Origin of the sequence: Aquihabitans sp. G128, from assembly GCF_019048865.1 — a bacterium.
Taxonomy (GTDB): domain Bacteria; phylum Actinomycetota; class Acidimicrobiia; order Acidimicrobiales; family Iamiaceae; genus Aquihabitans.
The window spans coordinates 1,437,139-1,461,547 of sequence record NZ_CP077604.1; the positions used below are offsets into that span (position 1 = coordinate 1,437,139).

Annotated in this window: 22 protein-coding genes and 1 pseudogene; 4 read left to right on the forward strand and 19 right to left on the reverse strand. The window is 73.9% G+C overall.

Annotated features, from left to right (window positions below):
• Window positions 1-115: 115 nt before the first annotated feature.
• Entirely contained in the window at window positions 116-748 is a 633-nt protein-coding gene (lexA, locus tag KSP35_RS06745) for a transcriptional repressor LexA (RefSeq protein WP_217000206.1), read from the forward strand.
• Between the two features lie 51 nt (window positions 749-799).
• On the opposite strand, the gene KSP35_RS06750 is transcribed toward lexA, so the two are convergent.
• The 17 genes and pseudogenes from KSP35_RS06750 to KSP35_RS06830 form a co-directional block, all read right to left on the reverse strand.
• A complete protein-coding gene (locus KSP35_RS06750; protein ID WP_217000209.1) occupies window positions 800-1,510 on the reverse strand; it encodes a hypothetical protein in 711 nt (236 codons plus the stop codon).
• Window positions 1,507-2,574, reverse strand: a complete 1,068-nt coding sequence (gene dapE / locus KSP35_RS06755) for a succinyl-diaminopimelate desuccinylase (RefSeq protein ID WP_254127019.1) — start codon at window positions 2,572-2,574, stop codon at window positions 1,507-1,509. Before dapE ends, KSP35_RS06750 begins: the two co-directional genes overlap by 4 nt.
• Window positions 2,571-3,461 carry a hypothetical protein gene (locus KSP35_RS06760; protein ID WP_217000212.1) on the reverse strand — a complete coding sequence of 297 codons (891 nt, stop codon included), beginning with the start codon at window positions 3,459-3,461 and terminating at the stop codon, window positions 2,571-2,573. Before KSP35_RS06760 ends, dapE begins: the two co-directional genes overlap by 4 nt.
• Before the next feature lie 69 nt (window positions 3,462-3,530).
• Window positions 3,531-4,634 (reverse strand): pyridoxal phosphate-dependent aminotransferase, encoded by a 1,104-nt coding sequence (locus KSP35_RS06765; RefSeq protein WP_217000215.1) that lies wholly within the window; start codon window positions 4,632-4,634, stop codon window positions 3,531-3,533.
• A gap of 12 nt (window positions 4,635-4,646) precedes the next feature.
• Window positions 4,647-5,678, reverse strand: a complete 1,032-nt coding sequence (dapD, locus tag KSP35_RS06770) for a 2,3,4,5-tetrahydropyridine-2,6-dicarboxylate N-succinyltransferase (RefSeq protein WP_217000218.1) — start codon at window positions 5,676-5,678, stop codon at window positions 4,647-4,649.
• Window positions 5,679-5,740: 62 nt separating this feature from the next.
• Window positions 5,741-7,195 (reverse strand): GTPase HflX, encoded by a 1,455-nt coding sequence (gene hflX / locus KSP35_RS06775; protein WP_217000221.1) that lies wholly within the window; start codon window positions 7,193-7,195, stop codon window positions 5,741-5,743.
• Window positions 7,192-8,103, reverse strand: coding sequence for a diaminopimelate epimerase (dapF, locus tag KSP35_RS06780; RefSeq protein ID WP_217000223.1), 912 nt, complete (start codon window positions 8,101-8,103; stop codon window positions 7,192-7,194). The genes hflX and dapF overlap by 4 nt, the downstream gene beginning before the upstream one ends.
• Window positions 8,104-8,164: 61 nt before the next feature.
• Window positions 8,165-8,389 (reverse strand): hypothetical protein, encoded by a 225-nt coding sequence (locus tag KSP35_RS06785; protein ID WP_217000226.1) that lies wholly within the window; start codon window positions 8,387-8,389, stop codon window positions 8,165-8,167.
• Between the two features lie 40 nt (window positions 8,390-8,429).
• Complete coding sequence (locus KSP35_RS06790; protein ID WP_217000228.1) at window positions 8,430-8,870, reverse strand: hypothetical protein; 441 nt, start codon at window positions 8,868-8,870, stop codon at window positions 8,430-8,432.
• Between the two features lie 29 nt (window positions 8,871-8,899).
• Window positions 8,900-9,679: a phytanoyl-CoA dioxygenase family protein gene (locus KSP35_RS06795; protein WP_217000230.1), complete on the reverse strand. Its 780-nt coding sequence runs from the start codon at window positions 9,677-9,679 to the stop codon at window positions 8,900-8,902.
• 68 nt (window positions 9,680-9,747) lie between these two features.
• The gene (gene miaA, locus KSP35_RS06800; RefSeq protein WP_217000232.1) at window positions 9,748-10,737 is read right to left on the reverse strand and encodes a tRNA (adenosine(37)-N6)-dimethylallyltransferase MiaA; all 990 of its coding nucleotides are present in this window, start codon (window positions 10,735-10,737) and stop codon (window positions 9,748-9,750) included.
• Entirely contained in the window at window positions 10,730-12,526 is a 1,797-nt protein-coding gene (locus tag KSP35_RS06805) for a hypothetical protein (protein ID WP_217000234.1), read from the reverse strand. The genes miaA and KSP35_RS06805 overlap by 8 nt, the downstream gene beginning before the upstream one ends.
• Complete coding sequence (locus tag KSP35_RS06810) at window positions 12,523-12,993, reverse strand: pyridoxamine 5'-phosphate oxidase family protein (RefSeq protein ID WP_217000236.1); 471 nt, start codon at window positions 12,991-12,993, stop codon at window positions 12,523-12,525. Before KSP35_RS06810 ends, KSP35_RS06805 begins: the two co-directional genes overlap by 4 nt.
• 51 nt (window positions 12,994-13,044) lie before the next feature.
• Window positions 13,045-14,499, reverse strand: coding sequence for a tRNA (N6-isopentenyl adenosine(37)-C2)-methylthiotransferase MiaB (gene miaB / locus KSP35_RS06815; RefSeq protein WP_217000238.1), 1,455 nt, complete (start codon window positions 14,497-14,499; stop codon window positions 13,045-13,047).
• A gap of 114 nt (window positions 14,500-14,613) precedes the next feature.
• Window positions 14,614-14,871, reverse strand: a pseudogene (locus KSP35_RS06820) (stage V sporulation protein S); the annotation flags it as partial.
• A 233-nt stretch (window positions 14,872-15,104) separates the two neighbouring features.
• Window positions 15,105-16,136: a recombinase RecA gene (gene recA, locus KSP35_RS06825; protein ID WP_254127020.1), complete on the reverse strand. Its 1,032-nt coding sequence runs from the start codon at window positions 16,134-16,136 to the stop codon at window positions 15,105-15,107.
• Between the two features lie 271 nt (window positions 16,137-16,407).
• Window positions 16,408-17,157, reverse strand: coding sequence for a sulfite exporter TauE/SafE family protein (locus tag KSP35_RS06830; RefSeq protein ID WP_217000244.1), 750 nt, complete (start codon window positions 17,155-17,157; stop codon window positions 16,408-16,410).
• Window positions 17,158-17,228: 71 nt separating this feature from the next.
• Here KSP35_RS06830 and KSP35_RS06835 point away from each other — a divergent pair, with 71 nt between their 5' ends.
• From KSP35_RS06835 to KSP35_RS06845, 3 genes are all read left to right on the forward strand, one after another.
• Complete coding sequence (locus KSP35_RS06835) at window positions 17,229-18,116, forward strand: LysR family transcriptional regulator (protein ID WP_217000247.1); 888 nt, start codon at window positions 17,229-17,231, stop codon at window positions 18,114-18,116.
• Window positions 18,117-18,243: 127 nt separating this feature from the next.
• The gene (locus tag KSP35_RS06840) at window positions 18,244-18,780 is read left to right on the forward strand and encodes an RNA polymerase sigma factor (RefSeq protein ID WP_217000250.1); all 537 of its coding nucleotides are present in this window, start codon (window positions 18,244-18,246) and stop codon (window positions 18,778-18,780) included.
• Entirely contained in the window at window positions 18,770-20,398 is a 1,629-nt protein-coding gene (locus KSP35_RS06845; RefSeq protein ID WP_217000252.1) for a hypothetical protein, read from the forward strand. Before KSP35_RS06840 ends, KSP35_RS06845 begins: the two co-directional genes overlap by 11 nt.
• A 120-nt stretch (window positions 20,399-20,518) precedes the next feature.
• On the opposite strand, the gene KSP35_RS06850 is transcribed toward KSP35_RS06845, so the two are convergent.
• Complete coding sequence (locus tag KSP35_RS06850) at window positions 20,519-21,808, reverse strand: competence/damage-inducible protein A (protein ID WP_217000255.1); 1,290 nt, start codon at window positions 21,806-21,808, stop codon at window positions 20,519-20,521.
• A 109-nt stretch (window positions 21,809-21,917) separates the two neighbouring features.
• Window positions 21,918-24,326, reverse strand: coding sequence for an immune inhibitor A domain-containing protein (locus tag KSP35_RS06855; protein ID WP_217000258.1), 2,409 nt, complete (start codon window positions 24,324-24,326; stop codon window positions 21,918-21,920).
• Between the last annotated feature and the right edge of the window lie 83 nt (window positions 24,327-24,409).

Below are 24,409 nucleotides of genomic sequence, written 5' to 3' on the forward strand. Positions count from 1 at the left end.
TCCCCGTCAACCCCGTGCCGAACAGATGTTTGCCCGAACACCTGCGCGATGCTACGGTCCCGATCGACCACCTGTTCGCCCCGTCCCGGGGCGGCCTCGAACCCGGGAGGCCCCAATGGCCGAGCAGACCCTCACCGCCCGCCAGCGCCAGATCCTCGAGTGCATCGACACGGCCATGCGCGAGCGGGGGTACCCGCCGTCGGTCCGCGAGATCGGCGAGAGCGTCGGCCTCGGGTCGCCCTCCACCGTGCACTCGCACCTCTCCACGCTCCAGCGCCTCGGCTTCCTGCGCCGGGACCCCACGAAGCCCCGCGCCATCGAGGTCCGGTGGGACTCCGCCTCCGGCGCCGCGGTCGAGCGTCGGCCCGTCCGCCACGTGCCGCTCATCGGCGACGTCGCCGCCGGCACCGACGTGCTGGCCCAGGAGAACGTCGAGGAGGTCATCCCTGTGCCGGCCGACCTCACCGGGGACGGTGAGCTGTTCATGCTGCGGGTCCGGGGCGACTCCATGATCGACGCCGGGATCCTCGACGGTGACCTGGTGGTCGCCAAGTCCCAGACCGAGGCGGCCAAGGGCGACATCGTCATCGCCGGCATCCCCGGCGAGGAGGCCACGGTCAAGACCTACAGCCGAGACGGCGACAAGGTGGTCCTGCTGCCGTCGAACCCCCGCCTCGACCCCATGGTGTTCTCGCCCGAAGAGGTCCAGATCTTCGGGCGGGTCGTGACGGTCATGCGCAAGCTCTGACCGTCCGCCGGGCCGGCCGGATCGCCCCGGCCGGCCCGGTTCCTCGCTCCCTCAGCCGCCCAGCACCTCGTGGAGGGCGGCCGCCGCGCCAGCCGCCTCCCGATCCAGGTCGAGGCCCAGGTCGTGGCGGACCGTGAGCGTGGCCAGCGAGCGGCCCCGCCACACGGTGAGGTGCTGGTAGAGCGTCACCACGTCCGGGCCCCGGGTGTGGTCCTCCACCGCGAACCAGTCGACCGCAGCAGCCGGCCCGCTCGGGTCGGCGGCGGCGAACACGTGCAGCGGATCCGGCCGCGCCTCGGGCCGCACCGGTCGGGCCTCGATCCAGCCGGCCACCACGTCACGGTCGGCCCAGTTCGCCCGCCACGTGGCCTCGAGGGCCTCGGCACCACGTTCCTGCCACACGGCACGGTGCGCGTCGGCACCGGTCGCGCCGTCATCGGCGAAGCGCTCCAGCCGGAGCACGGCCAGGACCTGGCCCTCCCGCCGCCGCCAGGCCCGTCCCCCGTCGAGCGCCACGAGCCGACGCTCGGCGCGGACCGCAGTGAGCGCGTCGGCGGCCGGGCCCGACGCATGGGGCTCGACCTCCTCGACGTTGTTGAGCATCGGGACCGCCACCCAGCCCCGCCCCAGCGCGCCCTTCGGCAGGGCCAGCGCCTCCAGGTCGGCCTGGGCGGCGGCGTCCCACCACGGCTGCTCCCCCGCCGGGCCGCTACGCCGTTGCGACCCGGGCGCGGCGCCGGCCCGGGAGCGCCGGAGCCTCACGGCCCGGTGCGCAGCAGCTCGTCGAGGGCCGCGAACGACCGCTCGATGGGCTCGCGATCCACCCGCTCCTCCGCGGTGTGGGCGATCAGCGCGTGGCCGGGCCCGTAGTTGGTGGCGGGGATCCCGTGCTCGGCGAAGCGGGCCACGTCGGTCCAGCCGAGCTTGGCCTCGACCGTGAGGCCGTTGCGCTCGATCAGGGCGGCCAGCACCGGGTGGTCGAGCGACGGGGCGGCGGCCGGAGCGACGTCGACCACCTCGACCTCGTCGCCGTCCTCGAGGGCGGGGGCGAGCACCGCCCGGATGGCCGCTTCGGCCTCGGCGGGGCTCCGGTCCGGCGCGAAGCGGTGGTTCAGGGTGACCGTGGCCAGGTCCGGCACCACGTTGCCCGACACGCCGCCGGTGACCCCGACCGCCTGCAGCGCCTCTCGGAACCGGCAGCCGTCGATCACCGGCTCCCGGGTGGGGTGGGCCTCGACCGCAGCCAGGACCCGGCCCAGCTTGTGGATGGCGTTGCGGCCCATCCAGGGCCGCGCCGGGTGGGCCCGCTTGCCGTGCAGCGTGACCTGGAGGCGCATGGTCCCCTGGCAGCCGGCCTCGATGGCGGCGTCGGTGGGCTCGCCGAGCAGGGCGACGTCGGCCTCCAGCAGGTCGGGGCGGTCGCGGAACAGGTGGCCGAGGCCGTTGTGCACGGCGGCGACCTCCTCCCCCGCGTAGAACACGTAGGTCACGTCGACGGCCGGCTCGCTGACGGTGCGGGCCAGCTCGAGCATGACCGCCACGCCGGCCTTCATGTCGGTGGCGCCCAGCCCCCAGAGGGTGTCGCCCTCGATGCGTGGCGTGGCGTTGTCGCCGTTGGCCGGAACGGTGTCGGTGTGGCCGGCGAACAAGACGCGCACGGGGCGGTCGAGCGTGGTCCGTGCGACCAGGTTCAGGCCCACCCGCTCGGTGGTCAGCCAGGGGACGGCGCGCAGCTCGGCTTCGAGCCACCCGACGATCTCCGCTTCGGCGTGGCTCTCCGAGGCGATCGCGACGAGGTCCCGGGTGAGGGCGAGGAGGTCGGTCACGACGACGTGGGTCCCGGGGCGGGCGGCCAGCCGCCATCGGTGGCCGGTGGCGCGGGATCGGCGGGGGGCGGCGTGGGCGGCACCCAGCCCGGGGCGGTGCCGGGAGGGGCGGTGGGCGGAGGGGCCCAGCCGCCGGGGGCGGTCGGGGCGCCGGGCTGGGGCGTCGGCGTCCAGCTGCCGGGCGCCGGGGCGGGCGTCCAACCGGGTGCGGCGCCTGGCGCACCCGGAGCCCCCCAGGCGGGCGGGGCCGGCGTGCCCCACGTGCCCTGCGGGGCGCCCCAGCCGCCGGGGGCCGGCGGGTAGCCCAGGGTCGGCGGGCGCTTGGAGCGGCTGCGCCGGACCCCGCTGACGATGAGCAGCACCACGCCCACCACGAAGAGGATGAGGCCGCCCAGGATGCCGAGGCCCACGATCGCGAAGCCGTCGGTGGGGTCGCCGTCGCCGATGGCCACCTCTTCGCTGCCGAAGCTCTGCTGGTTGGCCTCCACGACGTAGCGCCCGGCCTGCTCGATGCGCAGCCGGCCGACCTTCTTGCCCTCGTGGTCGCCGAACTCGTAGGTGAGGCTCGAGGTCGGCGGGGTGATCTCGACCGGCCGGCCCTCGCTGGTGGTGATGCGCAGGGCGCCGAGGCCGTAGGCCGACGGGAACGAGGAGTCGTTGATGCCCGGGTACTCCAGGAACACGTCGTAGGTGCCGGGCTCGAGCTGCAGCGACCCGCCGTTGCGCACCGACGCCCGCTGGAGGCCGTCGACGGTGTCGGAGACGTGCTTGATGCCCAGCGCCACGCCGCCGACGCCGACCACGATGGCCAGCACGACCAGCAGGCCGCCGATCCAGAAGCCGACCTTGCCGGGCTTGCGTCGCGAGGGGTTGGTGGCCGCGGTCATGGCCGCCATTCTCACCGATCGCCGGGCCTGGTGGGCAACCCCTTGCCCGATCCGGCCGCGACCCGGCCGTCAGCCGAGGCGGTCGACCAGCAGCCGGATGCGCTCGGTGGGCTGCACGGCGGCGACGCGCACGTGGCCGGCACCGGCCTCGCCGTAGAACTCGCCGGGGCTCACCAGGGCGCCGCCCTCGACGGCGAGCCGCTCCGCCAGCGCCCACGCATCGCCGTCCGGCGCCGGGACCCAGAGGTAGAAGGCACCGGCGGGCATCGGGGCCTCGAGCCCGATGCGGGCGAACGCCTCGATCAGCAGCTCCAGACGCTCGCGGTAGCGCTCCACCTGCTCGGCCACGTGGCGGTGGTCGCGCCACGCCAGGGCCCCGGCCAGCTGCACCGGCCCGGGCGGCATGAACCCGGCGTGCTTGCGCACCTCCGACAGGTAGCCGACCAGCTCGGCGTCGCCGGCGTAGAAGCCGATGCGGGCGCCGGCGAAGTTCGAGCGCTTCGACAGCGAGTGCACGGCGAGCACGCCGTCGGTGCCGTGCTGCAGGATCGACCGGCTGGGGCCGTCCCAGGTGAACTCGGCGTAGCACTCGTCGGAAAGGACGGGCACCCCGTGGGTGCGGCCCCACGCGGCGGCAGCGCCGAGGTCGTCGAGGCCACCGGCCGGGTTGCCCGGCGTGTTGACCCACAGGCACAACGCCCGGGCGGCGTCGGCGGGGTCGATGGCTTCGAGCCGGAGGCGCCAGGCGTCGTCGACCGGCACCGGCACGGCCCGGCACCCGGCGAGGGTGGCGCCCATGGCATAGGTCGGGTAGCTGATGGCCGGGTACAGGACGGTGTCGCGCTCGGGCGTGCGCAGGCGCAGCCACTGGGGCATGCCGGCCACCAGCTCCTTGGACCCCACGCACGCCGCCACCTGCGTGGGGGCCACGCGCACGTCGAAGCGCCGCTCCAGCCAGCCGACGACCGCCTCGCGGTAGGCGGCGGTGCCCACCGACGGCGGGTACGCCCGGACCGCGTCGGGGTCCGACAGCGCCTCGTGCACCAGCGCGGGCGGCGGGTCGCACGGCGTGCCGATGGACAGGTCGATGGTGCCCCCGGGCACCGCTCGCGCCTTGGCTTCGAGGGGCTTGAGCCGGTCGTAGGGGTAGGGCGGGGGGACGAAGCCGGTCACGGGTCAGCGACCTCAGTCGTTGCTGTGGAGGTCGGCGTTGAGCGAGCCCCAGTCGACCGACTGCGAGAGGACCTCGACGGCACCGCTCACCGAGTTGCGGCGGAAGAGCAGGTCGTCACGGCCCGAGAGCGAGCCGGCCTTCACGACCTGGCCGTCGGGCTGGGTCACCCGGGTGCCGGCGGTGACGTAGAGCCCGGCCTCGACCGTGCAGCGATCGCCGAGCGAGATCCCGATGCCGGCGTTCGCCCCGATCAGGCAGCCCTCCCCCACCGACACGACCTCCTTGCCGCCGCCGGAGAGGGTGCCCATGATCGAGGCCCCGCCGCCGACGTCGGAGCCGGCGCCCACGATGACCCCCGCGCTGATGCGGCCCTCGACCATGGACTCGCCCAGGGTCCCGGCGTTGAAGTTGCAGTACCCCTCGTGCATGACGACGGTGCCGTCGGCCAGGTGGGCGCCGAGGCGCACGCGGTCGGCCTCGGCGATGCGCACGCCGCTGGGCAGGACGTAGTCGACCATGCGGGGGAACTTGTCGATGCCGAACACGGTGACGTGCAGGCCGGCCGAGCGCAGCCGCATGCGGGTCTGCTCGAAGCGCTCCACGGCGCAGGGGCCGTGGTTGGTCCAGACCACGTTGGTGAGCAGGCCGAACATGCCGTCGAGGTTCTGCGCCCGCGGCTGCACCAGCCGGTGCGACAGGAGGTGGAGGCGGAGGTAGACGTCGTGGGCGTCGACCGGGGGCTGGTCGAGGTCCTCGACGAAGGTCACGACGACGGCCCGGCGCACCCGGCGCAGCGCATCGTCCTTGGTGATGAGGTCGAGGTCGGTGCGCAGCGCGTTGAGGGCCTGGCGACGGTCGAGCTCGCGCGTGCCGGAACCGGTGTGGCCCAGCTCCTCGGCCAGGCGGAGGGCCCCCTCGGTGTGGCCCAGCAGGGGCTCGGGGTACCAGGTGTCGAGCACCCGTCCGTCGGCGGTGGAGTACGAGGCGATGCCCACGGCCCACGCAGCGCGGGCGGGGGCGGAGGTCGAGGAGGCGGCGGTCACGGGCGCCACCGTACCGGCCGAGGTCGGCGCACCCCTGCGGTCGGATGCCGAGCGCCGTCCGCTCAGCTGGCGACCCAGGGGGCGAGCTTGGCCGAGCCGGCCTCGTCGAGCCGGGCGGTGACCCGCATGCCGCCCTCACCGACCTCTTCGCCGAGCACCTCGCCCTCGCGGTGCACCTCGGCGAGCACGTCGCCCCGCTCGAACGGGATGAGCAGGTCGACCACGTTGGTGGTGCTGCGCAACCGGTCGCCCACGGTGAGCAGCAGCTCCTCGATGCCCTCGCCGGTGACCGCCGAGATGGCGACCGAGCCCGGGTGGCGGTCGACCAGCACCTTGATGTCGGGCGCGACGTCGGCCTTGTTGAAGACGATCAGCTCGGCGACCTCACCGGCGCCGATGTCTCCCAGCACGTCGTGCACGGCGTCGATGTGAGCCTGCGGGTCCGGGGCCGCGCCGTCGACCACGTGGACCAGCAGGTCGGCGTCGCCGGCCACCCGCAACGTGCTCTTGAACGACTCCACCAGCTGGTGGGGCAGCTTGCGCACGAAGCCGACGGTGTCGGTGAGGAGCACGGCCTCGCCGCCGGGGAGCTGCAGGCGCCGGGTGGTGGCGTCGAGCGTGGCGAACAGGCGGTCCTCGACCAGCACGCCGGCCCCGCTGAGCTGGTTGAGCAGGGTGCTCTTGCCGGCGTTGGTGTAGCCGACGATGGCCACCTGGCCGGCCCGGCTCTGGCTGCGCCGCTTGTGCTGGGTGTCCTGGTGGGCGGCCATCCCCCGCAGGTCGGCCTCCAGCTTGTGGATCCGGCGGGTGATGCGCCGGCGGTCGGTCTCGAGCTGGGTCTCGCCGGGGCCACGGCTGCCCACGCGGGCGCCGCCGCCGGCCGACATGCCGCCGGCCTGCTGCGACAGGCCCTGGCCCTTGCCGCGCAGGCGGGGCTTCAGGTAGCGCAGCTGGGCCAGCTCGACCTGGGCCTTGCCCTCCACGCTGGAGGCGTTCTGGGCGAAGATGTCGAGGATGACGGCGGTGCGGTCGAGCGCCGTGCGGCCCAGGAGCTTCTCGAGGTTGCGCTGCTGGGCCGGGCTCAGCTCGTCGTCGAACACGACGGTGTCGCAGTCGAGGGCGTGGGCCAGGTCCTTGAGCTCCTCGGCCTTGCCCTTGCCGAGGTAGGTGGCCGGGTCCGGCGCGCTGCGCCGCTGGACGATGCGGCCCACGACGTCGGCGCCGGCGGTGTCGACCAGGAGGGCCAGCTCGTCGAGGTCGAACTCGGTCTGGTCGACGTCGCCGCCGCCCAACGTCACGCCGACGATGATGATCTTCTCCCGGAAGGTCCGGTCGATGAGCGCGCCGGTGCCGCCGCCGTAGTCGCCGAAGGCGCCACGGTGGCTCTCCTCCTCGTCGCCCTCGGCATCGAGCAGGTCGGCGAAGTCGTCGACCTCGCCATCGGGCCCGAGGACCGGGCCGTCGAGCGCGCCGACGTCGAGGTCGCTCGGCACGGGGCCGTCGCTCCAATCGCTCATGCCGACACCCCTTCCGGCGCCCGGCGCTGGTCGAGCTCGAGGTTCAGCGCCTCGGGGACCTCGACCTCGCCGATGAACACCGTCGGGCCGTGCAGGACCATCGTGTCGCCCACCTCGACCACGACGTCGCCGCCGGGCATGTGCACGGTCACGGGCGAGCCGACCAGGCCCCAGTCGTACGCCGCTCGGGCCACCGCGGTGGCCCCGGTGCCGCACGCCTCGGTCACCCCGGCTCCCCGCTCCCAGACCTTCATGTCCATGGCATCGGCCTCACCGTCGGTGGGCGCCACGAAGTGCACGTTCATCCCGTCGGCGAACACCGACTCGTGGCTGGCGCCGGCGACGGCGACGTCGACCAGGACGGGGTCCGGGACGAGCAGCACCAGGTGGGGGTTGCCGAGGTCGAAGGTGGCCGACCGGGTGGCGTCCAGCCCCAGCGCCGAAGCACCGCGCTGCTCCACCTCGGCCTCGGAGACCTCGGGCACGCGGTCCTTGGTCGGGCCGGGGCGGGCCGGGCCCATGTCGACGGTGGCCACCGAGCGGTGCGGCTCGCCCTCGGGATCGGGCCCGAGGCGCACGGACCGCAGCCCGCCGTCGGTCTGGATGGCGAGGTCGACCTCGGCCTCGCCGCGGCGCAGCGCCTCCGCCTGGGCCAGGCAGCGGATGCCGTTGCCGCTCATCTCGGCCAGCGAGCCGTCGGCGTTCACCAGCGTCATCACCAGGTCGACCCCCGGCTGGCCCCACAGGCCGATGAGCAGGCCGTCGGCGCCGATGCCCCGGAAGCGATCGCACCAGGAGAACGCCCGCTCGACCCACGCGTCGCGCTCGCCGGCGACCACGGGGTCGTCGGTGAGGAACACGAGGAAGTCGTTGCCGAGGCCGTGGTGCTTGGTGAGGGAGAACGTCATCGTCCGACCAGTCTCGCAGCCGCAGCGCCCGTTGCCTCCCACCGTTTGCCCGGTGGCGGCCTCAGGTGGGACCGGTGGCGAACAGCTCGAGGTGCCCGCACGCCGGGCAGCGCAGCGCGGTGATGACCCACCGCTGCTTGCCGGCGCGCTTGGCGCCGCCGAAGACCCCGCGCTTGAGGGGACCCGGGATCCAGCGCGAGTACCCGTAGGACGACTGGCCCCCGTCCTCGACGAAGCCCTCCTCGAGCGGACCGGCCTGGCACTGGGTGCAGTGGAGCTCCGCCATGCCGTCGACCGTACCCGGCCCAACCGCCGGCGAGGCACCTTCAGGCGCGAAGGGCGGGGGCGGGGAGGCGGTGGACCCAGCGGCGCTGCCAAGGGGTCTCGACGGCGCGGGGGTGGTGTCGCTCGCGGACCCAGGCGACGGCGTCGTCGGGGGCGATCCCGCCCACCACGGCCAGGACGCAGAGGGCCAGGCCGGTGCGACCGACCCCACCGCCGCAGCCGACCTCCACCCGCTCGGCGTCGGCGCGGTCGTAGGCCTCACGCAGCGCGGTGAACGCCGCGTCGGGGTCGCGGGGCGCGCGGAAGTCGCCGCAGCGCACCCAGCGGTGCTCCCAGGGCAACGGCCCGGGATCGGCGCCCACGAGGTAGACGCCGAGGTCCGGCGCCGCTCGATCGCCGAGCCCCGCTCGCAGCCCACGGCCCCGCACGCGCCGACCGTCGGGGAGCTCGACCACCCCCGCCCCCTGCTCCCACGTCGCCACGCCGTCGACGTTACGGCGCTCGCCCCCGGTCACCCGTCGGCGGCGATCGCCGCTTCGATCGGAGACCGCTCCGGCTCGGGGCGGTCGGGGCGCAGACCGGTCGGGTCGGTGAAGGTCAGGCCGGGCTGGGCGAGGAAGCGGGGCCCGACGCCGTGGTTGGCCTGGGCGGCGTGCACCAGGAACGGGTGGCACAGGTAGACGTCGCCGGCAGCCCCCGTGGCGAGGGCGAGCGGACGCTCGTCCAGCTCGGTCAGGTGCGGCACCACGTCCAGGAACGAGCGGCCCGCCGCTCCCGCGGCGGCCAGCACCGGGGCGACGTCGCGGTGGGACCCGACGCGGATGCGGGTGGGCGCGTCGTCCGGACCGGTGTCGGACAACAGGACGAGGAGCAGCAGGGACCGGCCGGTGGAGCGGGCATCGAGCGACAGGACGCCGTCGCGCACGAACCCGGCGTCGGCGTGCCAGCCGGCGTCGCCGGGCTCGACCGCCACCGGGAAGCGCACCACCACCGTGCCGGACAGGAACGGGTCCGACCCCCAGCGCCCCGGCCCGACCAGCTGGTCGAAGGCGCCGTGCAGCGCGGCCGTGTGGCCCGCCTCGGCGAAGGCCGGCGTGCGGGGCGGGACCAACCGGACCGACGGCTCGGTCCAGGTCTCTGGCCGGTCGGGTGCTTCGGCCAGTTGTTCCCACAGCTCGGCCCGGCAGCGGTCGACCACGCCGCTGGGGATGGCCCTGCGGAGCGCGACGAAGCCGTCGCGGACGAACGCCTCCAGCTCGCCCCGGTCGAGCGGTCCCTCGCTGCGCAGCACGGGCCCACCTTGGCCTCCGGCGCCCGTCGGCCGCCACGCGGTTTCGCCGAGCGGGGTCGCACCCGCGATCAGGCGGGCTCGCCCCACAGGCGGGTGGCCTCGTCGAGCAACGCCGGGAGGGCGACCAGCGGGTCCTGGTCGGCGCCCAGCCAGGTGATGCGGGGATCGCGGCGGAACCACACCCGTTGGCGGCGGGCGAACTGGCGGGTGCGGGTGACGGCCTCGGCCAGGGCCGCCTCGAAGGTGGCCTCGCCGCGCAGGTGGGCCAGCAGCTCCCGGTAACCGAGGGCCTGCCCGGCGGTGTGGCTCAGCGGCGGGCCGTCGGCCAGGCGCTGCACCTCGGCGAGGAACCCGTCGGCCACCTGCTGCTGGTAGCGGCGCTCGATGCGAGCGGCCACCGTCGGACGCGGCAGCCACAGGCCGACGAGGTGCACGGGCGACGGGGGGTGGGCGTCGAAGCCGGCCCCGAACGAGGAGAACGGGCGCCCGCTGCCGAGGGTCACCTCCAGGGCCCGGAGCACCCGCCGCCGGTTCGACGGCTCCATCCGGCCGGCGCCGACCGGGTCGAGCTCGGCCAGGCGGGCGTGCAGCCCCTCCGTGTCCGGGTCGAGCGCCAGCTCGGCGGCGATGGCCGCGAAGCGGCCGGGGATCTCCAGGTCGTCGACGACGGCACGCAGGTAGAGGCCGGTGCCCCCCACCAGCAGCGGCCGCTTGCCCCGCTCGGCGATCCCGAGGAGCGCAGCGCGGACGGCGTCCTGGAAGGTGGCCACGTCGAAGGCCTCCCAGGGCTCCACGAGGTCGATCACGTGGTGGCGGACCTCGGCCTGCTCCGCCGCGGTGGGCTTGGCGGTGCCGAGGTCCATGCGCCGGTACACCTGCATGGAGTCGACCGAGACCAGCTCCACGTCGCCCCGGCGGCGGGCCACCTCGAGGGCCAGCGCCGACTTGCCCGACGCCGTGACGCCCAGGATCGCCAGGGGCGGTGCGCTGCCCGCCGGGACGACCGGTCGGCGGGCCGGTCCGGCAGCCGAGGCCGGGGGGCGGTCGACCTCAGGCATCGGCGTAGGTGGCGAGCGTGCGCTCCAGGTGGCCGAGGCTGTCGACGAGGCCGCCAGGGCGGGCGCGAGCCAGCCACGCGGCGCGCTGGCCCACGATCAGGTCGGCCAGCTCCGGTCGCAGCGCGGCCGGCGGCGGGCCGCTGCGGCCGAGCCGCCGGTGGGCCGCGTGGCGGGCCAACCCGATGGCCTGCAGCAGCTCGTCCCGCACGGTCTCGGCGTCGTCGCAGCCGGCCGTCGCGCCCGCCACCGACCGGGCGGCGTCGTCGAGCTGGTCGAGCAGCGCCCCCACCACGGGGAGGTCGACCGCCCCGGTGGCGAGCAGCGGCTGCTGGGGGAACAGCCAGGCCGCGAGCGGGCTGGCGTTGGCGGCCTTCTGGCCGGTCTCGGTCCAGAGGCCGCCGAGCAGCTCCAGGGCGCCGCCGAAGCCGTCGCCGCCCTCGAACGCGTGGCGATCGAGCACGGCGGCGACGTCGAGCGTGCGGTTCGACGCCGCGCACCACGCCACCGCGCCGCCGTGCAGGAGTGGACCGAAGGAGATCGACGGCGGGTGGTGGTGGCCGTTGTCGCCCCAGTCGGTGAGCAGGTAGCCTGCGGCCCCGTGCGAGGCAGCGACGTCGACGGCGTCGAGCTGGTTGGCGTAGGCGTTGGTGGTCCGACCGATCAGCGAGCTCCACGCCGAGGTCCCGGGCGCCACCCAGAACGGGAGGCCGGCCTCGGCCAGCGGGGCGACGTTGGCGGCGAAGCCGCCGCTGACGTCGAGGTCGATGCCGAGGTCGTGGAGCACGGCGGCGAACGCCCGCGGCACGTCGGGCCCCTCGTCGGCCGGGCGGGGCGCCTCGTAGCACCAGGCCACGGGGACGACCCCCTCCCCCAGCGACCGGGCCTCCTCGGGGTGGCGGCGCAGGACGTCGGCCCACACCTGCACCTGGTGGCCGTCGGCCACCAGCGGGTCGACCAACCGGTGGAGGTGTTCGAGGTACACGGCGCCCTTGCCCCGGTCGGCGCACGCCGCCGCGCTGGCGCCCCGGCCCAGCTCGAAGGTCTCGTCGCAGCCGATGTTGACCGACCGGCTGCGCACCTCGGCGAGCTGCTCGCGCAGCAGGCCCAGGGCGAAGGAGGCGTTGTCATCGGTCGGCTCCAGGACCGCAGCCGGGAAGCGCAGGCCCGGCACCACCTCGACGCCGTCGGGCGCCTCGGCCCGATGGCGGTAGGCGTCGTGGCGCAGCCACCGCTCGAAGTGCCCGAAGCAGTTGCGGTTCACGACCAGCTCGATGCCCGCCGCCGTGCAGCGGTCGTCGAGCCAACGCAGGTCCTCGGCGGTGATCGGCGACGCGTCCCGCCACACCGCCTCGTGGCCGAGGTGGGCGAACGTGTGCTCGACGTAGAGCTGGAACTGGTTGAACCGGGCGAGGGCCAGCAGGTCGACGAACCGCTCGAGGGTCGCCCGGGTGGGTACGCGGTCACGGCTCACGTCGAGCATGAACGCCCGCACCGCCAAGTCGGGGTGGTCCTCCACGCGCACCGCCACCAGGCGCCCGTCGACGGGCTGGGCCCGGAGCTGGTCGAGGAGCGCTTCGGCGTAGCGACGGCCCCGGTCGTCGGCGTGGGTGATGCGGGCGCCGTCGGCCTCGGTGGTGGTGAGCGTGAAGCCTTCGGCCGGCAGCGCGGGGTCCAGCGCCGCGGTGACCGTCAGGTCGGCGACGGCCGGGCCGAGCCCGAGCACCTCGAGCCGCCGAGGTCGGGGCACCAGCACGAGGCGGTCCGCCAGCTCCGGCCGGCCGGCGCTCACGGGGCCGCCGCCGGGTCGGACCAGGTCTCGTAGGCCGGCGGGAACACGCCGCGAGCTTCGTAGGTGGCCGACATCGCCCGGTCGACGGTGAGGGCGAACAGCGCCTCGTCGTCGCGCCCGACCTGGGCGGTGGTGGCGGCGCAGATGCGGGCGTGGAGCTCCGGTGACGGGTCGACCTCGGTGGCGCGACCGTGCACCACGAACTCGTCGTCCACCTCCTCCGGCGGGAAGGCGTGCAGGGCGAAGCGCCCGTCCCGGCGCAGGTCGGCGCACTTGGGCGACGCCTCGATGATGAACGCCCACAGCCCGCCGTCGACCACGACCGGGCAGATGGGGTGGAGGCGAGGCCCGCCGTCGGCGCGCACCGTGGCGAGGAAGCCGAGGCCCGGCCCGAACTGGGTCAGCAGCCGCTCGCCGGTGGCCGCGAGGTCGGGCGCGGCGTCGGCGAGCTCGCTCCAGGTGGCCATCGCCGGAGCGTACGGCGTGGACGTTCGACGATCCGCCGGTGCGGGGGTCGCTCAACCCGCCGAGACGGGGATGCGGGTGCGGTGGCGGGCGGGGGCGGTCACCGCCACCAGGTCGCCGCGGAGGAAGTGCGGTGCCGCGCCGGTGCAGAGCACCTCGGCGTAGGTGCCCACGCGCAGCGGCTGCTCGCTGGAGAAGTGGATCAGCTTGTTCTGGCGGGTGCGGCCGGTCAGCACCGACGGATCCCGCCGGGACGGGCCCTCGACCACGACTTCCTCGACCCGACCGATGCGGGCCTCGTGCTTGGCCAGCGCCGAGCGCTCCAGCACCACCTTGAGGCGGTCGAACCGCTCGGCCACCACCGCCGGGTCGACGAACTCGTCCACCAGCTCGGCCGCCTCGGTCCCGGCACGCGGCGAGTAGATGAACTGGTAGGCCGAGTCGTACTCGGCGGCGGCGGCCAGCTCGAGGGTGCGCTCGAAGTCGTCGTCGGTCTCGCCGGGGAAGCCCACGATGATGTCGGTGGTGACCGCCAGGTCCGCGATGGCCGCCCGGGCCGCGGCGAGCTTCTCGAGGTAGCGCTCGGCGGTGTAGCCGCGGTGCATGGCGGCGAGCACCCGATCGCTGCCCGACTGGACCGGCAGGTGCAGGTGTTCGCACACCTCCGGCGTCTCGGCCATGGCGGCGATGGTCTCGGGGCGCAGGTCCTTCGGGTGCGGGCTGGTGTAGCGGACCCGGCGGATGCCCTCGACGGCCCCGACCGAACGCAGCAGGTCGGCGAAGAGCGGCCGCACCCGCACGTCCTCACCGGCCTGGCGGCGGGCCAGGGTGAGGTCGCGCCCGTAGGAGTTCACGTTCTGGCCGAGCAGCGTCACCTCGGTGACGCCGTCGGCGGCGAGGCCGGCCACCTCGTCGAGCAGGCGGTCGTACGGGCGGGAGATCTCCTCGCCGCGCACGGCGGGCACGATGCAGAAGGCGCACGAGTTGTCGCAGCCGATCTGGATGGTGACCCAGGCGGTGTGGCCCTCGTCGCGCCGGGCGGGCATGGCCGAGGGGAAGAGCTCGTGGTCGTCGGCCACGGTCTCGGTGAGGATCTCGGTGAGCGGGCCCTCGGTGCGGCTGCGGTGCAGCAGCTCGGTGGCCCGGTGCACGTTGTGGGTGCCGAACACCAGGTCGACGTAGGGCGCCCGCTCACGGATGCCCTCCTGGTCCTTCTGGGCGAGGCAGCCGCTGACCACGATCTCCATGCCCGGGCGGCGGTCCTTGACCGACTTGAGGTGGCCGAGGGTGCCGTACAGCTTGTTGTCGGCGTTCTCCCGGATGCAGCACGTGTTCAGCACCACCACGTCGGCGTCCTCGACGTCGGTGGCCGCCGTCATCCCGTCGGCCTCCATGAGCCCGGCGATGCGCTCGGAGTCGTGCTCGTTCATCTGGCACCCGAACGTGCGGATCAGGTACGTCTTCGGCGCATCGGTGGCGTCGGGAGCGGCGGCGGGCAGGTCGGTCATGGCCCGACCACCCTACGGCTGCGGAGCGCGTGGCTCCGAGGTGGGATGGCCTCAGACGGCCCGGGACGCCGCGGCGGCGTCCATCTGGGCTTCGGTGGCGTCGCCGGCGATGGCGCGGTCTTGGATCCGGAGGCGGATGGCGGTGCGGCGCTCGCCGTCGATCTCGACCTCGGCGAAGGTCGGGACGCACACCAGGTCGATGCCGCCGGCGGCGACGTAGCCGCGGGCGATGGCGATGGCCTTGATGGCCTGGTTGAGGGCACCGGCCCCGACGACCTGGACCAGGACGCCGCCGCTCGAGCGCACGACGCCGGCCATGGCGCCCGCGACGGAGTTGGGGTTCGAACGCGTCGACACCTTCAGGGTCTCCAACGTCTCTCCAAGTACATCGAGGTCTGGCGGCACTGGCCCTCACTTCGACGGTTCGGTGTCCGATCCCTGCCCGGCTGATGCCCAGGTCAGGAAGTTCTCCGAGGGCCGAGCGGTCGTCGGCGGACCGCCCGCATCGACAGCGCCGAAAACGCCAAGAGCGCTCGGCCCAGCGGTCCGAACGCTCCTGACGGGTGTGGTTGAACAGGCGGCCGCCGAGGCGGCCGGGACGACGATCAGTCGAGGCTGATCGGCAGGTCGTCGTCCTCGGTCATGGCGTCGAGCGCATCGTCCTCGGCCTCGGGATCGACCCCGATGCCCATCTGGAGGCGGATCCGCTCGGAGACCTCGACCATGATCTCGGGGTTGTCGGTGAGGAACTGCTTGGCGTTCTCCCGGCCCTGGCCGAGCTGCTCACCCTCGTAGGTGTACCAAGCGCCCGACTTCTTGATCAGGCCCATGTCGACACCGATGTCGAGCAGGGAGCCCTCACGGCTGATGCCCTTGCCGTACATGATGTCGAACTCGGCCTGCTTGAAGGGCGGGGCCACCTTGTTCTTGACGACCTTGACCCGGGTGCGGTTGCCGACGATCTCGACGCCGTCCTTGATGGACTCGATGCGGCGGATGTCGAGGCGGACCGACGAGTAGAACTTCAGCGCCCGGCCACCAGGGGTGGTCTCCGGCGAGCCGAACATGACGCCGATCTTCTCCCGCAGCTGGTTGATGAAGATGCAGATCGTGTCGGTCTTGTTGAGGTTGGCGGTGAGCTTGCGCAGCGCCTGGGACATGAGCCGGGCCTGGAGGCCGACGTGGGTGTCGCCCATCTCGCCCTCGATCTCGGCCCGGGGCGTCAGGGCCGCCACGGAGTCGATCACCACGACGTCGAGCGCACCGGAGCGCACCAGCATGTCGGTGATCTCCAGGGCCTGCTCCCCGGTGTCCGGCTGGGAGATGAGGAGCTCGTCCACGTCGACCCCGATGGCCCGGGCGTAGATGGGGTCCATGGCGTGCTCGGCGTCGACGTAGGCGCAGATGCCCCCGTTGCGCTGCGCCTCGGCCACGACGTGCATGGCGAGGGTGGACTTGCCTGAGGACTCCGGGCCGTAGATCTCGACCACGCGGCCACGGGGGAGGCCGCCGACCCCCAGGGCCAGGTCCAGCGCCAGGGCGCCGGTGGGGATGGTCTCGATGCCGAGGGACGTCTTGTCCCCCATCTTCATGACCGAGCCCTTGCCGAACTGCTTCTCGATGCCGGCCAAAGCCATGTCGAGTGCTTTTTCTCGCTCCACGGTTCGTTCCTTTCGTCTTGCCACGACGGCGGTGCTGGTGAGGCTGCGTCGACCGCAGCGATCCGATGGCTGGACCATACGGAGGGGGTGTGACAGAACCGAGCCGCCGGTGTGGCTGATCGGGCGATCCGGGGCGACCGGAACGACAGGCATGGTATTTCGAACAGATGTTCGTGGCAAGGACCGAACGGGGATTTCTCCCCCGCCGACCCCGGAAACCCCCAGCGCAGCGGCCGGGGCCCCTCGGCTAGAGGTGCGGGCCCACCAGGAAGGCCAGGCCCAGGACCACGAGCACCAGGCCGTAGCCCCGCTCGAGGCGGGCGGCGTCGGTGCGCAGGGCCACCTTGGCGCCCAGGCCCGAGAGCGGGACCGAGCCGGCGGCGAATGCCAGCACCACCCGCCAGTCGAGGTGGCCCAGGGCCAGGTGCACCAGGCTGCCGGGCACGGCCATCACGGCGGCGACGGCGAGCGAGGTGCCGAAGGCCGGCTTGATGCCCAGGCCCAGGACGGCCACGAACAGCGGGGCCAGCAGGAAGCCGCCGCTGTTGGCGAGCAGGCCGGCCGCCAGCCCGGTCACCACGGCGACGGCGACGATGCGGCCGTGGCTGGCCTGGTCGGCGTCGTGGACCGCCTCGCCCGCCGGCGTCGCCAGCATGCGCACGCCGAGGGCCACGATCACCACGTCGGTCACCTGCACCAGGAAGCTGGCGTCGATCCACCGCGTGGCCATCGCTCCGAGGAACGTGGCGGGGAGCCCGGCGCCGAGCGACCAGAGCAGCACGTCCCGGTCGATGAGGCCGAGGGCCCGGTACCGGCGGGCGGCCACGAGCGTGCCGGGGACGGTGGCCGGCAGCGGGGCCGCCAGGGCGATCACCGGCGGGATGCCCAGGGCCACCAGGAACGGGGTGGCCAGGGCCGAGCCGCCCTTGCCGAGCAGGCCGCCGAGGAAGCCGATGCCGGCACCGACGAGGACGATCAGCAGGAGGTTGGCGGGCACGCCTCCCAGGGGACCACCGACCGATCCAGAAGTCCAAGACCAAGGACCGATGCAACACATAGGCTGTGCTTATGGACCTCCGCCAAGCCGCCTACGTCGTCGCCGTCGTCGACGAGGGCAGCTTCACCGCCGCCGCCGCGTCGATCCCGGTCAGCCAGCCCGCCCTCTCCCAGGCCATCGCCACCCTCGAGCGGGAGCTGGGCACGGAGCTGTTCCACCGCCTGGGCCGCCGCGTGCAGCTCACCGCCGCCGGCGAGGCCTTCGTGGTGCCGGCCCGCCGCATGCTCCGCGACGCCGAGGTGGCCCGTGCCGCGGTCACCAGCGTGGCCGGCCTCACCACCGGCCGGCTCGACATCGTCGCCCTGCCCACCCTCGTGGCGGAACCGCTCGTGGAGCTGGTCGGGCGCTTCCGCCGCGCCCACCCTGGGATCCTCGTGCGCATCGCCGAGCCCGAGGGCGCCGATGCCGTGGCCGAACAGGTGCGCAGCGGCGCCTGCGAGCTGGGCCTCGGCGACGTCGACGTCGCCGACACCACCCTGGCCACCGACCACCTCGGCGACCAGGAGCTGCTGGCCGTGCTCCCCCCGGGCACCCCGCTCAACGCCGATCGCCTCCTGCCCATCGGCCGCCTCGCCGGGTTCCCGCTCATCACCAGCCCCCGGGGCACCTCCACCCGCCGGCTGCTGGCGGCCGCACTGCAGCGCGCTGACCCCGACCTCGAGCCCAAGCTCGGCGTGGTCACCGAGCACCGCGAGGCCATCGTGCCGCTGGTGATGGCCGGCGCCGGCGCCGCCGTGCTGCCCGAGCCCATCGCCCGCGCCGCCGCCGCCCTGGGCGCGGTCGTCGCCTCGCTCGCCGTCCCCATCAGCCGACCCGTGATCCTCGTCCGCCGTGCCGGTCCGCTGTCCCCCGCCGCCGCCGCGTTCCGCCAGCTCGCCCTCGGCCGAGCCACCGGCTGACCAGCTCGAGGAGGTCGGGGCAGCGGTCGCCCGAGCAGGACGGCGACCCGGGCGGGCCGGTGGTGCAACGCTGCCCAGGGGCATCACGTCTGGATGGGGTGTGCGAACGGTGGGCTCAGGCGATCAGGTGACCGACGGCGGCGGGCTCGACGCCCGACGGCCGGGCGCAGCGGACCCGCCCGACGCAGTGGCCGCGCCGGTGGCGGTGGACGCCGAGGCGCTCTACCGGGCCGAGCACCAGCGGGTGGTCCGCCTGGCGTACCTGCTCACCGGTGACCAGGCGATCGCCCAGGAGGTGGGCCAAGAGGCGTTCGCCCGGCTCCTCCCCCGGCTGACCGGCACCCGGGAGCCGGCGGCCTACCTGCGCACCGTGACCGTGAACCTGTGCCGGGACCTCGGCCGCCGGCAGAGCACCGTGCGCCGCCACCCGCCGGCCCCGCCGACGACCTCGCCCGCGCCCGACCTGCCGAGGGACCTCGACGCCGTGTGGCAGGCCGTGCAGCGCCTCCCGCCCAAGCGGCGAGACGCCGTGGTCCTCCGCTACTGGGCCGACCTGTCCACCGACGAGATCGCACGCCTGCTCGACGTCCGCCCCGCCACGGTGCGCTCCCTGCTGCACCGTGGCCTCCACTCGCTGAAGGAGGTGCTCGCCGATGAGCGCTGAGCCCACCCCCGAGGAGGCCCGCCTGCAGCAGGCCCTCCGCGTCGCCGCCGATGCGATGCCGTCCGCGCCCGACGACTGGGCCGACGTGCTCGCCCGGTCCGCCGGCACCCACGTCCCGCTGGCCCCGGTCGCGGGCGGCCGGTCCGGTGGCGGTGCCCGCACCCGAGCGTTCGCGGTCGCCGCTGCGATCGTCCTCGTGGCGACGGTCGCCACGTTGGTCGGCCGGTCGGGCCACGATGCTCGCGACGGCGTCCGCGCCACCCCCGTCGACCGCGACACCGGCTGGTACGTGCCCGTCGGCCTGCCCGACGGCTGGTCGATCGGCCGCATCAGCACCCAGCCCGGCGTGATGGCCTGTCCGTGCGAGGTGACGGCGTGGGGCGATGCGGCCAGCGGCGACTTCCTCCTGCTGAGCGCGCGTCGGAGCGACGGAGACGCGCTCGACGCCGGCAACGTCGGGGTCGACCTGGGCGGCGGCGTGACCGGTCGGGGCCATGCCGGACCTTCGGGCGACGAGTACCTCCTCGAGTGGCAGCAGGACGAGGTCGTGCACGCCATCTCGTCCCGTGGCGTGCCCCGGGACGACGTCGACGAGCTGGCCGTTCGGCTCAGCCAGGGCGGCGCCGTGCCGGACCCGCCCGTTGCCGGCTGGGCCCGCACCTACCACCGGGCCGTCGACGGCCCGGTCGACCGCGCCGGTCTGGTGACCGTCCAGCTGCGCACGCCGGCCGGCCACGAGGGCCAGTACCTCCTGCTGCCGACGGGCACGGGCGCCCAGCAAGCGGTCGGCTCGCGCCCGATCGACCGCGACCTGGCCGGCCAGCCGCTGCCGGTGACCGAGCTGCGCCACCCCGTCGGCGACGACCGCACCGGGGTCCGCTACCTGGGCGAGTGGCCCGGGTCCGACGCCTTCGTGGCCAGCCAGGCCGACGGCCTCACCGACGACGAGGCCCGCCAGCTCGTGGCCGCCCTCCGGCCGGCGTCGACCGAGCGGTGGCGGGCCTTCCTCGACGATGCCGCCGGCCACGACGCCACCCTCGATCGCGCCGCCACCCTCGCCGACCTCTTCACCACCACCCACGCCACCGCCGACACGACCCCTCGCAGCACCCCGACCACCACCGCACCCTCTACCAGCGCGACCACCGCCACGACTGCGGTGACCCCGCCCGACTCGGATCCCGCCGCCACCGGCAGCACGACCACCACGCCGTCGAGCCGAGCCGGCATGGACCAGCTCGAGCTCGGATCGATCCCGGCCGACGTGACCGTCGCCAACGGGGAGGCGTTCACGATCGTGCTCACCGCCACCAACCCGACCGACGAGCCGATCGCACTCGGCGGCTGCTTCCCGTCGGGCGCCACGTGGCAGCTGGTCCGCGACGGGACGCCGGTGTCCTCCGGCGGGTACGCCCGCGACTGCACCGACCAGGGCGACGTCCTCGCCCCCGGCGCCACCCGACGGCTGCTCGGCCGGAGCGGCACGGGGTTCGAGCTCCACACCGCCGAGGGCCAGGACGGCATCGGCGCGCAGCTGGCCCCGGGCCGCTACGAGGCGGTCTTCCGCCTGACCGGGATCGACGAACCGGTGCGGGTGCCCGTCACCATCACCGGCTGACCCGACCGACGGCGAACCCGACGCACCCGAAGTGGTTGCACCTCTGCACGTCCTCGGTGCAGAAGTGCAACAACTTCGCTCGGTTCAGCGGGGCCGTTCGGTCGGCCGCGTGGCGGGCACTCAGGGGAAGGCGGTCTCGGAGGGGGCGGCGGCGCGGAGGGCGAGGAGGCGGCTGCGCAGGGCGCTGAGGGCGGTGATGACGGAGAACTGGCGGACCTGGAGGCGATCGCCGGGCAGCTTGACCTCGAAGGCCTCGGGACCGGCATCGCCACCGAACGGGCCGAGGTCCAGGCCGACGAACACGGTGCCGGCGGCGATGCCGTCGGCGTCCGGTCCGGGGCCGGCCACCCCCGTGACCCCGATGCCGACGTCGGACCCGAGCACCGAGCGGGCACCCGCCGCCATGGCCGCTGCGGCCTCGGCGGTGACCACGGGGCCCTCGGGCACGCCGAGGACCGAGAACTTCACGTCGGCGGCGTAGGAGACCACCGAGCCGCGGAACACGTCGGAGGCGCCGGGCACGTCGCAGATCCGCGACGCCATCAAGCCACCCGTGAGCGACTCGGCCACACCGAGGGTGAGCCCCCGCTCGCGCAGCAGGGCCAGCACCGCGAACTCGATGGTCTGGTCGTCGATGCCGAAGACGAGGTCGCCGAGGATGGCGCGCACCTCGGCCTCCTCGGCGGCGAGCAGCGCCGAGGCCTCGGCCTCGTCGGCGCCCTTGGCGGTGAGGCGGACCTTGATGCCCTCGATGCCACTGGCGAGGTAGGCGAGGGTGGGGTTGCCGGTGCGGTCGAGCTCGGCCACCCGGCCGGCCAGCCGCTCGGCCAGCCCGGACTCGCTCTCGCCCCAGGTGCGCAGCGTGCGGCTGACGATGGTGGCGGTGATCCCGGCCCGGCGGACCAGGTCCGGGAGGATCGCCCCCGCCATGATCACCTTCATCTCCGAGGGCACGCCCGGGGTGGCGTAGATGACCTTGTCGCCCACCGGGGCGATGATCCCCGGTGCGGTGCCGGGCTGCGGGTCGCGGATGGCGGTGGCGCCCACGGGCACCTCGGCCTGGCGCAGGTTGTTCATCGACATGCGGCGGCCGCGCGAGGTGAACATCGCCTCGATGTGCGCGGCGATGTCGTCGTCGAGCTCGAGGTCGACGCCCATGACCTCGGCGATGGCCTCCTTGGTGATGTCGTCCTGCGTGGGGCCGAGGCCACCGCAGACGATCACGGCGTCGCTGCGCTCCAGCGCCGCCCGCAGGGCCTGCACCATGCGGGGCTGGTTGTCGCCCACCTTGGTCTGGAAGTGGGAGTCGATCCCCACCAGGGCGAGCTGCTCGCCGATCCACGACGAGTTGGTGTCGACGATCTGCCCGAGGAGCAGCTCCGTCCCGATGGCGACGACCTCACAGCGCATGCCCGCACCCTACGCAGCAGCGCGCCGGGCGCGGACGAGGGCGGGCCCGGATGGGCCCGCCCTCGTCACCCGGCTGCGAGGCAGCCGGTGGCACCCGCCAGGCGGGGTGCTACTTGGTGGAGGACACCTTCACCGTGGTGCTGTTGGCGGCCTCGGCGGTGACGGCGATCTTCACGCCGTTCTTGGGCACCTTGACGCCCTGGTTGGGCTGGGCGGCGTACCACCACGTCTTGGAGTCGTCGAAGACGGGCTGGCCCGCCTGACCCCGGACGTAGCTGGCCCGGCCGTTGCAGTGCAGCGTCATCGAGTCGGCCTTCTTCTTGCTGAAGGGGGCGTCGTAGACCTGGATGCGGGTGCGCCAGGTGGTGCCGCAGATGTTGTTGATGGGCACCGGGCGGGAGTCGATGTTGAGGTTCCGTCCCTCGCCGGGGTGCTCGTTGGTGTTGTTGTCGGCCTGCGACCCGTCGAGGTACGTCAGCAGGATCCCGTCCTGGTAGGCGTAGTGCTCGACGAAGTTCGGCCGGTCGGGGAACCCGAAGTTGTACGGGCCGGTCTTCAGGTACTGGTCGTAGGAGACCGGCGAGCGCCGGGCGGCCACGTAGTAGTTCGGGTACGCCGCCTGCTCGGTGCCGGTGGTGATCCGGAACCCGTCGACGTCCCAGAAGTCGGCGCCGTTCTCGGCACCGTCGACCACGGAGACCCCGTTGGCGGTGAGGGTGATGTCATCGGCGAAGAAGCCGTCGAGCGCCACGCCGCCGTCGGTGAGGTACCAGAGCCGGAGCTTGGTGTCCTTGCCGGCGTAGGCGTCGAGCGGCACCTTCACATCCACCCACTTCCCCGCCGAGGTGCCGGAGATGGCGGGCTTCTTGGAGCCGTCCTTCACGAACGGCTTCCCGTCGGCGGTGCCGTCGAGGGTGGCCCACGTGGCGCCCCCGTCGGTGGAGGCCTGGACGTAGAGGTAGTCGTAGCCGGACTCGATGTCCCAGCGGCCCTTCATGCTCAGCGACACGCTGGAGAGCCCGGTCAGGTCGACGTCCTTGGTCAGCGTGTTGCTGAGGTCATCGCCGGAGTCGGACCACCACATGTGGGTGCCGGCGTACGGCTTGCCGTACTCCTGGGTCACGTCCTTGTCCGGGAGCGTCACCACCAGAGCCTGCGCATCGGCGGTGTTGTACTCCGACGGGCCGAGCTTCACGCTGCGGGTCTGGCCGGCGTTGACGATCTCGTAGTCGAGCCAGCCGAGCTGCAGCTTGTTCCAGGCCCCGAGGTCGCCGGGACGGGTGCCGATGCCCTGGTCGCCCTTCGCCGAGAGCCGGCTCTGGGCCATGAGGGTCCAGTACTCCTGGCTGTTGTCGCCGCCACCGGACGTGTCGTAGTCGTCGGGCAGGCCGAGGTCGTGGCCGTACTCGTGGACGAACACGCTGAGGCCGCCGTTCTCGGGCTGGATGGTGTAGTCGCCGACCCACAGGCCGGTGTTGCCGATCTGGGTGCCGCCCAGCTTGTTCTGGGCGGGACCGGTCAGGCCCTGGTCGGTGCCGTAGGCGTACCAGCGGTGGCTCCAGACGGCGTCCTCGCCCTGCTGGGGATCGCCGTCGGCCTGGTCGCCGCCGGCGTGGACGATCTGGAAGTGGTCGATGTAGCCGTCGGGCTCGTTGAAGTCGCCGTCGCCGTCGTAGTCGTAGCGATCCCACTCGTCGAAGGAGGCCAGCTCCGCGGCGATGTCGGCCTCGGTGCGCCCGGCGGTGCGCTGGCTCTGCTCCCAGGTGTTCACGGCGTCACGCACGAGGGCCCACGTGTTGTCGCACACGTTGTCCTCGCACGGATAGCCGTCGGACCGGCCGTAGCGGGCCTCGTTGTACGGGACCTTCACCCAGTTGGTGACGGTGCCGTCGACGCTGTAGCGGCCCGAGCTCTGGGCCTCGTAGTAGGTCTTCACCGATTCGCCGGTGGTGCCGAAGTACTGGTTCTGGAAGAACGACTGCGAGTAGTCGGCCCGCCAGACGGTGGAGTTGTCCGTCGTGCGGTCCGGCTCGGGGATCTTGTTGTGCAGCGGCCCGTCGAAGGTGGCGGGGCCCTCGATGTCGGGGTTGGTGTCCTGGTCGGGGTACTCGGGGTCGCGCTGGTCACCGAACTCGGCGAGGACCACGAAGATCTTGTCGGTGCGCTCGCGCTGGAGCTCGACGTACTGGCCGGTGGAGCCGGCGGCCTGCTTGCGCTGGGCGTTGGTCTTGGCCGGGGCGTTGTTCGACACCTTGACGACCTTGGAGCCGTTGCGGTCGACGGGCTTGGCCTTGCCCTGCAGCACGAGGTCGAGGCCGGCCTTGCGCAGCTCGCGCCGCTTGGCCTCGAGCGGGTTGGGCAGGTCGTCGACGGCGCCCTTCTGGGGCGTGTCCGCCGGTGGTGCGGAGGCCCGAGCGGGCGTGGCCGCTCGGGACGTGGGGGACGGCTTCGCCGCAGCGGATGCTGCGATGGAGCTGACGAGAGCCAGGCTGGCGAGCCCGGCGAGGGCCTTGCGCACGGTGGGAGCCTCCGCGTGTTCGGTTGAAGTGGGGGTTCCCCAACCAGCCCCAGCCCGGGCCGTTCCCGACGGGGAAGCTAGCC